General features: G+C 62.5%; 15 protein-coding genes. 10 read left to right on the top strand and 5 right to left on the bottom strand.

Annotated elements, in window-relative coordinates:
- Positions 1-66 precede the first annotated feature (66 nt).
- The 5 genes from NKI79_RS27820 to aat all read left to right on the top strand — a co-directional run bounded on the left by NKI79_RS27820 (position 67) and on the right by aat (position 3,950).
- Positions 67-870 (top strand): DsbA family protein, encoded by an 804-nt coding sequence (locus NKI79_RS27820; protein ID WP_352806079.1) that lies wholly within the window; start codon positions 67-69, stop codon positions 868-870.
- Between the two features lie 164 nt (positions 871-1,034).
- Positions 1,035-1,469, top strand: coding sequence for a type II 3-dehydroquinate dehydratase (gene aroQ, locus NKI79_RS27825; protein WP_031211260.1), 435 nt, complete (start codon positions 1,035-1,037; stop codon positions 1,467-1,469).
- Positions 1,470-1,495: 26 nt separating this feature from the next.
- Positions 1,496-1,954, top strand: coding sequence for an acetyl-CoA carboxylase biotin carboxyl carrier protein (gene accB / locus NKI79_RS27830; protein WP_352477448.1), 459 nt, complete (start codon positions 1,496-1,498; stop codon positions 1,952-1,954).
- Between the two features lie 19 nt (positions 1,955-1,973).
- Positions 1,974-3,317, top strand: a complete 1,344-nt coding sequence (gene accC, locus NKI79_RS27835; protein WP_352477446.1) for an acetyl-CoA carboxylase biotin carboxylase subunit — start codon at positions 1,974-1,976, stop codon at positions 3,315-3,317.
- A 15-nt stretch (positions 3,318-3,332) separates the two neighbouring features.
- Entirely contained in the window at positions 3,333-3,950 is a 618-nt protein-coding gene (aat, locus tag NKI79_RS27840; protein WP_292662502.1) for a leucyl/phenylalanyl-tRNA--protein transferase, read from the top strand.
- Between the two features lie 96 nt (positions 3,951-4,046).
- Here aat and NKI79_RS27845 read toward each other — a convergent pair whose 3' ends face one another.
- From NKI79_RS27845 to NKI79_RS27855, 3 genes are all read right to left on the bottom strand, one after another.
- A complete protein-coding gene (locus tag NKI79_RS27845) occupies positions 4,047-4,397 on the bottom strand; it encodes a hypothetical protein (RefSeq protein WP_352806131.1) in 351 nt (116 codons plus the stop codon).
- A gap of 88 nt (positions 4,398-4,485) precedes the next feature.
- A complete protein-coding gene (locus NKI79_RS27850) occupies positions 4,486-4,968 on the bottom strand; it encodes a DUF2155 domain-containing protein (RefSeq protein ID WP_352739736.1) in 483 nt (160 codons plus the stop codon).
- Between the two features lie 156 nt (positions 4,969-5,124).
- Positions 5,125-5,523: an NADH:ubiquinone oxidoreductase subunit NDUFA12 gene (locus NKI79_RS27855; RefSeq protein ID WP_254817092.1), complete on the bottom strand. Its 399-nt coding sequence runs from the start codon at positions 5,521-5,523 to the stop codon at positions 5,125-5,127.
- 253 nt (positions 5,524-5,776) lie between these two features.
- Here NKI79_RS27855 and NKI79_RS27860 point away from each other — a divergent pair, with 253 nt between their 5' ends.
- The 5 genes from NKI79_RS27860 to NKI79_RS27880 all read left to right on the top strand — a co-directional run bounded on the left by NKI79_RS27860 (position 5,777) and on the right by NKI79_RS27880 (position 10,790).
- Positions 5,777-6,937, top strand: a complete 1,161-nt coding sequence (locus tag NKI79_RS27860) for a helix-turn-helix transcriptional regulator (protein WP_352739734.1) — start codon at positions 5,777-5,779, stop codon at positions 6,935-6,937.
- Between the two features lie 207 nt (positions 6,938-7,144).
- Entirely contained in the window at positions 7,145-8,545 is a 1,401-nt protein-coding gene (locus NKI79_RS27865; protein WP_352806083.1) for an ArnT family glycosyltransferase, read from the top strand.
- A 94-nt stretch (positions 8,546-8,639) separates the two neighbouring features.
- Complete coding sequence (locus NKI79_RS27870; RefSeq protein WP_352646745.1) at positions 8,640-8,939, top strand: hypothetical protein; 300 nt, start codon at positions 8,640-8,642, stop codon at positions 8,937-8,939.
- Positions 8,940-9,085: 146 nt separating this feature from the next.
- The gene (locus NKI79_RS27875) at positions 9,086-10,297 is read left to right on the top strand and encodes a hypothetical protein (RefSeq protein ID WP_352806086.1); all 1,212 of its coding nucleotides are present in this window, start codon (positions 9,086-9,088) and stop codon (positions 10,295-10,297) included.
- A gap of 151 nt (positions 10,298-10,448) precedes the next feature.
- Positions 10,449-10,790, top strand: coding sequence for a hypothetical protein (locus NKI79_RS27880; RefSeq protein WP_254817087.1), 342 nt, complete (start codon positions 10,449-10,451; stop codon positions 10,788-10,790).
- A gap of 16 nt (positions 10,791-10,806) precedes the next feature.
- Here the strand turns inward: NKI79_RS27880 and NKI79_RS27885 are convergent, their stop codons facing one another.
- On the bottom strand, positions 10,807-11,295 hold the full coding sequence (locus NKI79_RS27885) for a GNAT family N-acetyltransferase (protein WP_352806089.1): 489 nt from the start codon (positions 11,293-11,295) through the stop codon (positions 10,807-10,809).
- Between the two features lies 1 nt (position 11,296).
- Positions 11,297-12,796 (bottom strand): Asp-tRNA(Asn)/Glu-tRNA(Gln) amidotransferase subunit GatB, encoded by a 1,500-nt coding sequence (gene gatB, locus NKI79_RS27890; RefSeq protein ID WP_352806091.1) that lies wholly within the window; start codon positions 12,794-12,796, stop codon positions 11,297-11,299.
- Between the last annotated feature and the right edge of the window lie 29 nt (positions 12,797-12,825).

The following is a 12,825-nucleotide window of genomic DNA, read 5'->3' on the forward strand; positions in this document are numbered from 1 at the left end:
TTCGGACGCAGGCTGCGACACAGCCAAAGCGAGCGGACCGGAACACGGGCAAGAGGATCGAGGATCATGACCAAGGCAATTCTGCTGGGCACTGCCGGAGTGGCAGCGGCTCTCGCCATGCTGGCGTTCGGCTTCGTCGCCGGCAATCCGCAGATGGCGAAGGCCGGCACGGCGCAGCTTGCCCAGACGGCGTCCTCGGGTACCAAGCTCGACCGCACCGAAGTCGAAGGCATCGTCCGCGACTATCTCCTGAAGAACCCGGAAGTGCTTCTGGAGGCACAGCAGGCACTCGAGGCCAAGCAGAAGGAAGAACAGCGCGTCGCCAGTCTCGGCGTCATCAAAGACGCCAAGGACCAGATCTTCAATTCCTCCTTTGACGGCGTTGTCGGCAATCCCAACGGCAAGGTCACCATCGTCGAATTCTATGATTATAATTGCGGCTACTGCAAACGCGCCATCGACGACATGCGCGCGCTGACCAAGGCCGATCCGGACCTGCGCTTCGTGCTCAAGGAATTCCCGATCCTCGGCCCGGATTCGCAGAAGGCGAGCGTCGTCTCGATGGCCTTCCATTTGATGAAGCCGGAGAAATACGGCGAATTCCATAATGCGCTGCTCGGCGCCCAGGGGCGCGCCACCGAGGCGGCGGCAATCAAGGTGGCGCTGTCGCTCGGCGCCGACGAGACGGCGCTGCGCGAAAAGATGAAGGACCCGAGCATCACCGAGGCCTTCTCCAAGACCTATGATCTCGCCACCAAGCTCGCCATCACCGGAACGCCGTCCTACGTGGTCGGCAACGAGGTTGTGTTCGGCGCGCTTGGCCAGGAAGTGCTGGCCGAAAAGATCGAGGCGGCGAAGGCGGCGCTCTGATTAGCGTTCGGGTTTCGATTAGGGCTGCGGGTTTCCGGCGCGGGCCGTTTTCCGGCTGTTGTGGACGGCGAAAGAACGCACTTGCGCTCTTTTCGCCAGCGTCTATGCCCATTATAGAGGGTCCGGCGCGCCGGCTTAGCCGCGCCGGGAAAGGTCGGCATTTTTTGAAAACGGTTTTCGTCCTGAACGGCCCCAATCTCAACGCGCTCGGCAAGCGCGAGCCGGGTATCTATGGCGGCAAGACGCTTGCCGCGATCGCCGACGACTGCAAGCAGGCAGGTGCCGCACTTGGGCTGGAGATCGATTTCCGCCAGTCGAACCATGAGGGCGACCTCGTCGACTGGATCCAGGAGGCCGCCGACAAGGCCGCCGCAATCGTCATCAATCCGGGCGCCTACGGCCATACCTCGATCGCCATTCATGATGCCATCCGCGCCGTCGCGCCGCTGCCGGTGGCTGAGGTGCATCTCTCCAACATCCACGCGCGGGAACCATTCCGCCACGTCTCCATGGTCGCGCCGGTCGCCGTCGGCATGATCTGCGGGTTCGGGCCGCTCGGCTACACGCTGGCGCTGCAGGCGCTGGCTGCACGCCTATGACCGGCCAACAAACAGAAGGCTCGAAAATGTCGATAAAGAAGAACGGTGTTGACCAGCAGCTGATCCGCGATCTGGCGGGCATACTGAACGACACCAACCTGACCGAGATCGAGGTCGAGCTGGGCGATCTGAAGGTGCGCGTCTCGCGGCAGGCGCCGGCCGTCCATGCCGTCGCCGCAGCGCAGCCGGCCCACGCGCCGGCAGCCGCGCAGCCCGCGGCAGCCGCCGTGCCGGCGGCGCCCGACGTGTCGAAGAACGCCGTCGCCTCCCCGATGGTCGGCACAGCCTATCTGGCGCCGTCGCCCGACGCCAAGGCATTCATCGAGGTCGGACAGAAGGTCAAGGAAGGCCAGACGCTGCTGATCATCGAGGCGATGAAGACGATGAACCAGATCCCCTCGCCGCGCGCCGGCACGGTGACGGCGATCCTGTTCGAAGATGCGCAGCCGGTCGAATATGGCATGCCGCTTGTCGTGATCGAGTAGAGCCGGGAACAGGCGAAAGATGTTCCAGAAAATCCTCATCGCCAATCGCGGCGAAATCGCCCTCAGGGTGCTGCGCGCCTGCAAGGAGCTCGGCATCCAGACGGTGGTGGTGCATTCGACCGCCGACGCCGACGCCATGCATGTGCGTCTCGCCGACGAGAGCGTCTGCATCGGCCCGCCGCCGTCGCGCGACAGCTATCTCAACATCCACCAGATCGTCGCCGCCTGCGAGATCACCGGCGCCGACGCAGTGCATCCCGGCTACGGTTTTCTGTCGGAGAACGCCAAGTTCGCCGACATCCTCGCCGCGCACAACATCACCTTCATCGGCCCGACCGGCGACCATATCCGCATTATGGGTGACAAGATCGAGGCCAAGCGCACGGCAAAGCGCCTCGGCATCCCCGTGGTGCCCGGCTCCGACGGCGCGGTCACCGAGGACAAGGAAGCCAAGCGCATTGCCGCCGCGATCGGCTACCCCGTGATCATCAAGGCGTCGGCTGGCGGCGGCGGGCGCGGCATGAAAGTGGCGCATAGCGAGGCCGACCTCGAGGTGGCGCTGCAGACGGCACGCTCGGAGGCGGGTGCGGCCTTCGGCGACGACGCCGTCTACATCGAGAAATATCTGCAGAAGCCGCGCCATATCGAAGTGCAGGTGTTCGGCGATGGCGCCGGGCGCGGCGTGCATTTCGGCGAGCGCGACTGCTCGCTGCAGCGCCGCCACCAGAAGGTCTGGGAAGAAGCGCCCTCGCCGGCGCTCAATGCCGAGGAGCGCGCGCATATTGGCGGCGTCTGCGCCAGGGCGATCGCCGATCTCGGCTATTCCGGCGCCGGCACCATCGAATTCCTCTATGAGGACGGCGAGTTCTATTTCATCGAGATGAACACGCGCCTGCAGGTCGAACATCCGGTGACCGAGGCGATCACCGGCATCGATCTCGTGCACGAGCAGATCCGCGTCGCCTCGGGCGGCGGGCTTTCGGTGCGCCAAGAGGATATCCGCTTCCACGGCCATGCCATCGAATGCCGCATCAACGCCGAGGATCCGCGCACCTTCACCCCCTCGCCGGGCACCATCACCCACTTTCACACGCCGGGCGGCCTCGGTATCCGCGTCGATTCCGGCGTCTATTCGGGCTACAAGATCCCGCCCTACTACGACAGCCTGATCGGCAAGCTGATCGTGCACGGCCGCAACCGCGTCGAATGCATGATGCGGCTGCGGCGCGCGCTCGACGAATTCGTCGTCGACGGCATCAAAACGACGCTGCCGCTGTTTCGCGACCTCGTTGGCAACGCCGACATCGCCAATGGCGACTACGATATCCACTGGCTTGAAAAATACCTGGCCGAAGGCGAGTGATACAGGGGCGAAGCGATGACCCGTCCCTACGCACCCGGTTATCGCATCCCGACCGACCTTTTGCTCAAAGCCTATGCCTCCGGCGTCTTCCCGATGGCCGAAAGCGCCAATGACCCCGAAGTATTCTGGGTGCGGCCCGAGACGCGCGGCATCATTCCGCTCGACGGGTTCCACATACCGAAAAGCCTGAGAAAGACGATCCGCAAGAACCTGTTCGAGTTCCGTATCGATTTCGACTTCGAGGCGACGATCGAGGCCTGCGCCGAAAGGCGCGAGGAACGTCGGTCGACCTGGATCAACGCGCCGATCCGCGAAGCCTATATCGAGCTGCATCGGATGGGCCATTGCCATTCGGTCGAGGCCTGGCACGACGACCGGTTGGTCGGCGGGCTCTACGGCGTATCGCTCGGCCGCGTGTTTTTCGGCGAGAGCATGTTCGCTAGGGAGACCGACGCGTCAAAGGCCTGCCTGGTTCACCTCGTCGAACGCCTGAAGGCGCGCGGCTTTGCACTGCTCGACACGCAGTTCACCACCGAGCATCTCAAACGCTTCGGCGCAATCGACGTGCCGCGCGGCAAGTACGAGAAGATGCTGGCCGAGGCGCTGAAGGGCGAGGCGGTGTTTTTTCCATAACCTGGAGAATGGTTCATCGTTTTTCACAGAATTCCGGACGGAAACCGTTCACTTTTCGTGGAATTGCTCTAGCGGCCAGTCAGCTTTTTGCTGCCGTCACAGCGGCGTCTGTGCGTGGAACATCATCTTCCAGCCATTGACGCGGTGGACATAGCCAGTGCTGACCAGCGCCGCATAGGCTTCGCCATTTTGCCGGGTCGCACGCGCCTCGTAGGTCAGCATGACGATGTCGCTGCCCGGCTCGATGATGCCCTTGAGGTCGATGTCGAGATCGCGCCAGCGGTTCCGGTCCGTGGCGGTTTCGGCCAGATCGGAATTGCTCATCACCCGCGCCATCTGCGGGAAGGCCACCAGGCATTCGGTATCGGCATTGGCCTTGAAGTAGTCGGCGTCGCCGCTCCAGAATCCCCTTTCGATGTCGAGAAGTTCGTTCTTGTTGGCCATCATCATGGCAACCTCCTCCGTAGAGAGGCACCAACGCTCGGGCAACGCGGCGGTTCCGCGGGGCGCGGTATCCGCCGCGCGCTGACAGATTCTAGTTGGTTTTGGGGGCGGCGGGTGCCGGCACGTCGGACTTCTGCTTGCAGCCCTTCAGCCAGATATCATAGACGGCATGCTCGACGGCGTTGATCCCGGGGCTTTCGGCAAACATCCAGCCGGTGAAGATACGGCGTATCTTCCGGTCGAGCGTGATCTCGTCGACCTCGACGAACGAATCCGTCTTCGGCTCTTCGTTTTCGGGCCGCGAATAGCAGATGCGCGGCGTCACCTGCAAAGCGCCGAACTGCACCGTCTCGTCGATATAGACATCGAAGGTGATGATCCGGCCGGTGATCTTGTCGATGCCGGCGAATTCAGCGACGGGATTGGTGAGGCGTTCGGATACTGCCGGTGCTGCAGGCGCTACCGACGCGTCCGGCGCAGGCGGCGCCAATTCCTGCGCAGCGGCAAGCGCCACCATGGAAGCGAGAACGACCGCGGTTAATCCGCCCGTCAAAATTCGGCTGAACATGCTCATGCAAGGTCCGGTGATTTGCGCCCGGGTGATTCTCTTAACGCCAAGGCTAGTTGCTGCTGTCGGATCAGCAAACAGCTAAACAGTAATTGTGGCGACAAAGGACCGCCCGCGTGGGGACCGCCTCCGTGGGGGACCGCGGGCTGTCGCGGCGATCGATCACGAACCGGGCGTCCAGGCGTCGTAGTCGCCCGTCACCTGCGGACGATGCCGGTTGGTCAGCACCGACCCCTTCGGCCGATAGGCTGCGGGGCTGCCGGTGAGGTTCGGCACATGCGGCTTTTGCCAGTCGCGTGGCTTGTAGTCTTCGCTTGGCGGCGGAACGTCTACACGGTGATGGATCCAGCCATGCCAGCCGGGCGGAATCGCCGAGGCTTCCGAATAGTCGCGGTAGATGACCCAGCGGCGGGTGCGGCCTTCCGAATCGACGCCGCCCTCATAGTAGACGTTGCCGACCTCGTCCTGCCCGACCTTCTTGCCATGCCGCCAGGTGTGAAAGCGCGTTCCCAATGTCTGGCTGTTCCACCAGGTGAAAAACTGCAGAAGGAAAGTCTTCATCCAAATCCTCGTGGCAAGTCCTTGTGGCAAGTCCTCGCGGCGGCTGCGGCGCCTGTACCTGCTTATGGCGTCACGGCATTGCGAAGGCAAGGGTCTTGCCGCAACCGGCGAGCAAATGGCTGACGGAAAAGCGATACGTTCATGCTATTTTCGCGGCCGTCCGAAGCAGATGAAATAAGTTGTTGGCAACCTTACGCAGCGTTATTCTAACAGTTGATGCTTCGTTGCCTAGGACGGCAAATGAGAGGGGTTTATGTCATCGCTGGCGGGCACGGCCGGTCGCGCATTGCCGCAGGTCGTTGAGGCGATCTACGATTCGATTGCCGACGTCGACCGCTGGCAGGCGACACTCGAGGCCATCTGCAATCTGGCGGAAGGCCGGCTTGCCATGCTCGCCGTCATCGACACGATCAGCAGCTCTGCGCGGTTTTCGGTGTCCTGCGGCGATCCCGCAGTTCTTGAGCCGTTGAAGCATGACTACGGCTCGCAAGTACCGTTCTATGCGGCGGTTCCCAAGATGGAGATCGACGTGCCCTTCACCGTCGATTCGATCTACGCCCTGCAAGGCCCGGATACACGACAGAGATGGCTCGAAAGCCGCATCGTGCGCGAATGGGTACAACCCAACCGGCTGGACGATTTCTTCTGGGTGGCGTTGATGAAGCGGCCGACCCGGATCGGTACGCTAATGGTGGTGACCGACAAGGACAGACGCCAGATTTCCCGCGAGGATCTCGAGCTTGTCTGCCTGCTGGCGCCGCATGTGCGGCGCGCAGTGACCATCGGCGACCTGTTCGAGGCCGAGCGGCGCAAGGCCGAAATCTTCCGCTCCATCATCGAAAGCCTCGACCATCCGGTACTGATCGTCGCCGAAGACATGACCATCATCTTCGCCAACCCGTCAGCCGAAGCGCTGCTCGCCGAAAACATTTCGGTCGCTTGCGTGCGCGGACAGCTGTCCTTCACCTATGCCAACGCCAACGCCGCGATCGGCCGTGCCGTCCAGCTCGGCACGCGCGACGAATTCGCACTCGGACCTTGCGGCATCAACATTCCCCTGGCCAAGACGGCCGTTCCGGCGGTGGCCCATGTTATGCCGCTGGCGCGGCGTGAAATCTCGGCGCGCATCTCGCAGCGCGCCGCCGCAGCGATCTTCATCGCCGCGGCCGGTTCCACACCGACCCCGGCGCTGGACGCCATTGCGGCGCTGTTCGGACTGACCGCGGCAGAAAGGCGAGTCGCCGGTCACGTTGCCGCCGGCCTGACGCGAAAGGAAATCGCCGCGGCCGGCGGCGTCTCGGACGGCACCGTCAAGTCGCAGTTGGCGACGATCTTCGACAAGACCGGCACCGGCGATCAGCGCGAGCTCGAACTCTTGATGCGCGAATTGTCACCGCCGTTGCGCTCCAGTTGATTTGCGCAGATTCTCGAACCGGCGGTGGTCCAAAGGACTCGGTCGGTAAGTTTTTCAAACCTTTGACACCATCGTCGGCAAAATCTGGGAAACGAAACCCGGCATCGTTGCAATTCGGCCAAAATCGTGGTGCGGTCGTTCGCGGTCCAGAAACGCGGCACTCTGCTCGGCTGGAAAGAAAATGGTTTCTGGCGCGGATCTCAATCTTTGACACCGACATCTACAGAGCGGCTGCTCCCCTACCTCTTTTTGCTTGGGCTGATCGTAATCGCAGTCGCTTTCCGGCCTCTGCTGCCCGTCGACGAAACGCGATATCTCAGCGTCACCTGGGAAATGTATCTGAGCGGACAGATCTTCGTCCCGACGATGAATTTCGCGCCCTATCTGCAGAAGCCGCCTCTGCTGTTTTGGCTTATCGACCTTGTCTGGAAGATTTTCGGCGCCAGCCGGCCGGCCGCGATGCTGGTCATCTTCGCCGCCTCCTCGCTCGTCATCTGGCTGACGACGGCTTTGGCAAAGACCCTGTTTCCGGGCCGCGACGACATAGCACGGCGCATCCCCTGGCTGGTTGCCGGAAGCTGCGTGTTCGTCATCTATTCGACGCTGATCCTATTCGACCTGTTGCTGACGGTGTTTGTGCTCGCCGCGCTGTTGTCGTTGATTGCCTTTGCCCGGAGCGGCAATCGCTGGCAGGCCGTTCTGGCCGGGCTGTTTATCGGCATGGGCGTGCTGACGAAAGGCCCAGTGGTGCTGATCCATATCGGCGCGCCCATCCTGTTCTACCCGTTCTGGCGCGACCGACGGGCGGGACTGACGACACCGAACTTCCTCGCTGGAGTGGGCCTGGCGGTGCTTGCCGCGCTGATTCCGGTGGCGATCTGGCTGGTGCCGGCGACGATCCTGACAAAGGGCAGTTTCGTCTATGATCTGGTCTGGAACCAATCGGCGGGGCGCGTCACCGGCAATTTGCGCAATTCGCACGGCCGGCCGTTCTATTTCTATCTGCTGCTGCTGCCGGTCATGTTCATACCGTGGATCTTCATGCCCGAGGTCTGGCGGTTGAAGCTGCGCACGCGGATACGCAGCCTGATCGAGACGAAGTCGCCGGATCTGCGCGCCTTGCGCCTGCTGTCGTTCTCGTTCGTTGCCGTGTTGCTGGCGTTCAGCGCGATATCCGGCAAGCAGCCTCACTATGTCGTGCCGATGTTGCCGTTCGTGACCATCCTGTTCGGCTATTTCATGGCGGAGATCCCGCTCGCCAGGCTGAAAAGCTCGGCCGTCGTCATGCTTGTCATTTTCGGCATCGGCCACGCGGTGGCATCGGCAACCGCGTTCAAACGCTATGACCTGACGCCGCTCGCCAACTTCATCGACGAGCGAAAGGATGCGGACTGGGCCGTGGCTTTCGACTATCAAGGCGAAGTCGGCTTCCTGGCCGGGTTGCAAAGGCCGTTCGAAAGCACCGACAAACCGGAAGAATGGCTTGGCTCGCATCCCAGCGGCTATGTCATCGACAAGGTTTCCAAGGATCCCGGCACTGCAGGGCAAATCGCGTTCCGGCTTCGCGTCGAACGCGGCTATCTCGTCGTGCTGAAGGGACAGCATTGACGATCGTCACCGGTATGCGAGTTCGTCCCCCGCGCGGGAGATGAAGGCGTTGCTGCTTCGTGGTTCCATCGCTCGATAGAACCGGGAGGTATTCATGCGCAAGCTCATCTCGACGACGCTTTTTGCCTTATCGCTCGCTGTGGCCGGCCTTGCCGCCGATCCGGCATGGAGCTTCAAATGTCAGTCCGGAACGATCGGGCAAGGCAGTTGCTCCTGCTCCGGGACCGCCGACTGCACCGATATGCGGCACTCCAAAATGTGCAAGGGCGACCTGAACTGCGGTTCGGGCAAGTGCTCCTGCACGGCTGCATTGGTAGTCGACCCCGGCCCGAAAACCCCCAAGCCCAAGGTCGTCGCGCCGAAGGCGACAACCAAAGGCGTCGTGAAGCAGTAGATGTCCGATCCGAAAGGACGGCGGCTCGACGTCGCTGGGCCGGCCCGACGTTTCGCGGTTCATCCCCCGTGCGGGCGATGAACCGCCATCGAAGAAGTGCTGCTGTCTAGCCGGAGGGTGGTTTCCAACGACAGAGCGAGGATACCATGTTGAAAACCTGCATGATGCTGTTCTTCTGCCTGATGGCGGCCACCGCGGCCGCCCAGCCGCCGCCTTCAGGGCCGCCGGTTCCCAGTGCGGCACTTGCCCCATGCAACGCCACACAATCGAACAGGCCCTGCAAAGCCGAACTCGGCGTGTTCCTGATCACCAACACCGTCCGCAACCTGGCGCAGGCCAAGGTCGACGCCACCAACGCACAGTTGGCCGCCCAGGGACGATCGTCGCGCGCATCGATCGAATCGCTGAAGCAATGGCGGCCGTCGCGCTTTGCGACGCAGATGCTGAACCAGCCGAACAGTTGGTTTGTCGAAGTTCCTTACATCCTGACCATCAAAGTCTCGATCCCGGTGACCTCCGACCGCCACATCGGCATTCCCATCGACGTCAACGTCTTCTGCAGCGGCTGGCAGACCGATTCCAGCCAGGTCATCATCCGCTCGCAACCCGGCCCGGCGAGCTTCGAGGGCGGCAACATCCTCGAGGACGTTTTCAACGTCGGCAATTACATCGACGCGCAGGTACGCAACTCGTTTTCGGCACCCCTACCGGTGACGACGCCGGTTCCAAATTCGAAATGCTCGGCAATAGACGGCTCCGATGCCGGCACGCAGGCTACCGGCGATGATCTCATCTTCTGGACGGTGCCGCGGCGCAACCTGGTGGTGACGGACGCCATAGCCAAGCCGACGGTTGAAGTCACCTTCGACAGCCTCACACGCCTGCCAGCCCGCGACTTCCACAACAATGTGGTCTATGCGGAATCCGAGGCTATAAACCTCAACGTCTACGCCAATGAGGACGGCCTTCAGAGGGCGCTGACGATGCGCGAAGGCGACGCGGCTGCGCTGAACCTTCCCGCAGTACGGCTCGACGCGCGAAAATACGATTCGCTGGTGGTCATCGGCAATGTCGACCAGCCGCCGAACGATCCCAGAGACAGCGCCTTCGCAGTAGCGGCCAAGACTGCGGGATTCGGTGCCGGTTCCAAGATCATGCAGATCCCGAAGTGGTATTCGAGGCCTCCGGACCAGTTCAATCCCAAGCCTACATGGATAAGAGTTCCCGCCTATGAGCTGCACTATACGGTGCGCTATCTCAACAGCGGCGAGCTGGCCGTCGATGGTGGAACCAGTACGGTCCGGCCCCCAAAAGTCGCCGTTCCGATAAAGACGCTCATCAAGCCGAAAACGCCCTGACGCGGCCGCTCGCGGATGGCGGCGGCGGTTCAGACCGCTGCCGCCATCCCCCGCGCGGCAGATGCGGCAGCGCTGGCTTCATGGCCTGATCTTGCGGGAACAAACCCGCCGCTGCGCCACGAGCGAGCGGCGCCATCGATGGAGACGCACGATGCTGCACTTTCCCCACACCATGCCCGCCGTCCGGATCATTGCGGCAATCTCGCTGCTTGCCTTCCCGAACTTCCTGCCGCCGGTCACGATCCCGGCGAACGCGCTGCCGGTCAGCCAATCCTGCCGGATCACCACCTATTACAAGACGGCGGCAAAGGCGACGGAGGTTGGCGTGCGCTCGACGTGCCAGGGCGTTAAAAAATGGGGCGTCACCTCGAAATATTACGAGGTCGAAAAGATCGAAGCCGCTACGCCCCCGCACACGTCGGGCGGCGGCGGCAGCCTGCCGTGCGAGTTTCTCGCCGCCGGCTGCTCCAACCTGCCCGTGAAACGCAACTGAGCGCCAGGCGAACGCGCTAGCCGATCGCCTTCTCCAAAACCAGCGCCGGCAATCCCGAGGCGCCGCCGCAATCGGCCGTGTTGCCGGCGGGCGTGAACCCTCTCGAGCGGTAAAAGGCAACGGCCGGAGCATTTGCTTCCTCGACCTCGACGCGCAGCGTTCGGGCCTCCGGAAAGCTGGCCTCGATCTCGTCCAGCAGGGCCTGGCCGATGCCTTGCCTCTGCCAGGCCGGATGGACGTAGAGCTGGTTCAGCATGACGACCCCGGCATCCGTCGTGGCGGCCGCGAAAGCCATGCCGCCGATGCTTTTGCCGTCGTCGGCGACCAGGAATTCCGAGTTCGGTCGTGTCAACCGCGCTTTGAGCGCGGCGACCGAATGCCATTCGTCGGTGATTTCGGTGACCCGCGCCGCGCCGTAGATGGCGTCATAGGTGGCGTGCCATGTCTCGACCAGCAATGCGCGCACCGCCGCAAGATCGCGCTCGCCGGCGGTGCGGACGAACATCCTATTCGATCCCGAGCTTGGCCTTGACCAGCTCGTTGACCACCTGCGGGTTGGCCTTGCCGCCGGTCGCCTTCATCACCTGGCCGACGAACCAGCCGGCCATGGTCGGCTTGGCGCGCGCCTGTTCGACCTTGTCCGGGTTGGCTGCGATCACCTCGTCCACCGCCGTTTCGATAGCCCCGGTATCGGTGACCTGCTTCATGCCGCGGCTTTCGACCAGCTGACGCGGATCACCGCCCTCGTTCCAGACGATCTCGAACAGATCCTTGGCGATCTTGCCGGAGATGGTGCCTTCCTTGATCAGGTCGATGACCGCGCCAAGCTGGTCGGGTGAAACAGGAGCATTTTCAATATCCTTGCCGGCCTTGTTCAAGGCTCCCAGAAGGTCGTTGATGACCCAGTTGGCGGCAAGCTTGCCATCGCGCCCGGCCGCCACCTTCTCGAAATAATCGGCAATCGCCTTTTCCGAAACCAGGATCGAGGCATCGTAGGTCGACAGGCCGAGCGAGGAGATCAGCCGTGCCTTCTTGGCGTCCGGAAGTTCAGGCAAGTCCTTTGCCAGCGCATCGACATAGGCCTGGTCGAATTCCAGCGGCAGAAGGTCGGGATCCGGGAAATAGCGATAGTCGTGCGCTTCTTCCTTGGAACGCATCGAGCGCGTTTCGCCCTTGTTGGGATCGAACAGCCGCGTTTCCTGGTCGATCTTGCCGCCGTCCTCGAGGATGGCGATCTGGCGGCGCGCCTCGGAGTCGATGGCCTGGCCGATGAAGCGGATCGAGTTGACGTTCTTGATCTCGCAGCGCGTGCCGAATTCACCGCCGGGCCGGCGTACCGAGACGTTGACGTCGGCGCGCAGCGAGCCTTCGTCCATATTGCCGTCGCACGTGCCGAGGTAGCGCACGATGGTGCGCAGCTTGGTGACATAGGCCTTGGCTTCATCGGCGGAGCGCATATCCGGCTTCGAAACGATCTCCATCAGCGCCACGCCGGAGCGGTTGAGATCGACATAGGACATCGTCGCATGCTGGTCGTGCATCGACTTGCCGGCATCCTGCTCCAGATGCAGGCGCTCGATGCCGACCTCGATATCCTCGAACTCGCCCTGCCGGTCGGGGCCGACGGAGACGATCACCTTGCCCTCGCCGACGATCGGTTGCTTGAACTGCGAGATCTGGTAGCCCTGCGGCAGGTCGGGATAGAAATAGTTTTTCCTGTCGAAGACCGATTTGTGGTTGATCTCGGCCTTCAGGCCCAGACCGGTACGGATCGCCTGCTTGACGCATTCTTCGTTGATCACCGGCAGCATGCCAGGCATCGCCGCATCGACCAGGCTGACATTGGCATTGGGCGCGGCGCCGAAAGTGGTCGAGGCGCCGGAAAACAGCTTTGCCTGCGAGGTCACCTGCGCGTGGACCTCGAGGCCGATGATGATCTCCCAGTCGCCGGTGGCGCCGGGAACCAGGCGCTTGGCGTCGGGCGTGCGGGTATCGATGATGCTCATAAGGGCCTGCGTATTGGAATTGTGGATAT

Source organism: Mesorhizobium sp. M0340 (assembly GCF_040321535.1).
Classification (GTDB): Bacteria; Pseudomonadota; Alphaproteobacteria; order Rhizobiales; family Rhizobiaceae; genus Mesorhizobium.

Bases quoted from the DNA above. Each gene is read 5' to 3' on its own strand.
- NKI79_RS27870 (WP_352646745.1), top strand. From the start codon at position 8,640: ATGCGCAAGCTCATCTCGACGACGCTTTTTGCCTTATCGCTCGCTGTG.
- NKI79_RS27880 (WP_254817087.1), top strand. From the start codon at position 10,449: ATGCTGCACTTTCCCCACACCATGCCCGCCGTCCGGATCATTGCGGCA.
- aat (WP_292662502.1), top strand. From the start codon at position 3,333: ATGACCCGTCCCTACGCACCCGGTTATCGCATCCCGACCGACCTTTTG.
- NKI79_RS27860 (WP_352739734.1), top strand. From the start codon at position 5,777: ATGTCATCGCTGGCGGGCACGGCCGGTCGCGCATTGCCGCAGGTCGTT.
- accB (WP_352477448.1), top strand. From the start codon at position 1,496: ATGTCGATAAAGAAGAACGGTGTTGACCAGCAGCTGATCCGCGATCTG.
- NKI79_RS27855 (WP_254817092.1), bottom strand. From the start codon at position 5,523: ATGAAGACTTTCCTTCTGCAGTTTTTCACCTGGTGGAACAGCCAGACA.
- NKI79_RS27820 (WP_352806079.1), top strand. From the start codon at position 67: ATGACCAAGGCAATTCTGCTGGGCACTGCCGGAGTGGCAGCGGCTCTC.
- NKI79_RS27850 (WP_352739736.1), bottom strand. From the start codon at position 4,968: ATGAGCATGTTCAGCCGAATTTTGACGGGCGGATTAACCGCGGTCGTT.
- gatB (WP_352806091.1), bottom strand. From the start codon at position 12,796: ATGAGCATCATCGATACCCGCACGCCCGACGCCAAGCGCCTGGTTCCC.
- NKI79_RS27845 (WP_352806131.1), bottom strand. From the start codon at position 4,397: ATGATGGCCAACAAGAACGAACTTCTCGACATCGAAAGGGGATTCTGG.
- NKI79_RS27885 (WP_352806089.1), bottom strand. From the start codon at position 11,295: ATGTTCGTCCGCACCGCCGGCGAGCGCGATCTTGCGGCGGTGCGCGCA.
- accC (WP_352477446.1), top strand. From the start codon at position 1,974: ATGTTCCAGAAAATCCTCATCGCCAATCGCGGCGAAATCGCCCTCAGG.
- NKI79_RS27875 (WP_352806086.1), top strand. From the start codon at position 9,086: ATGTTGAAAACCTGCATGATGCTGTTCTTCTGCCTGATGGCGGCCACC.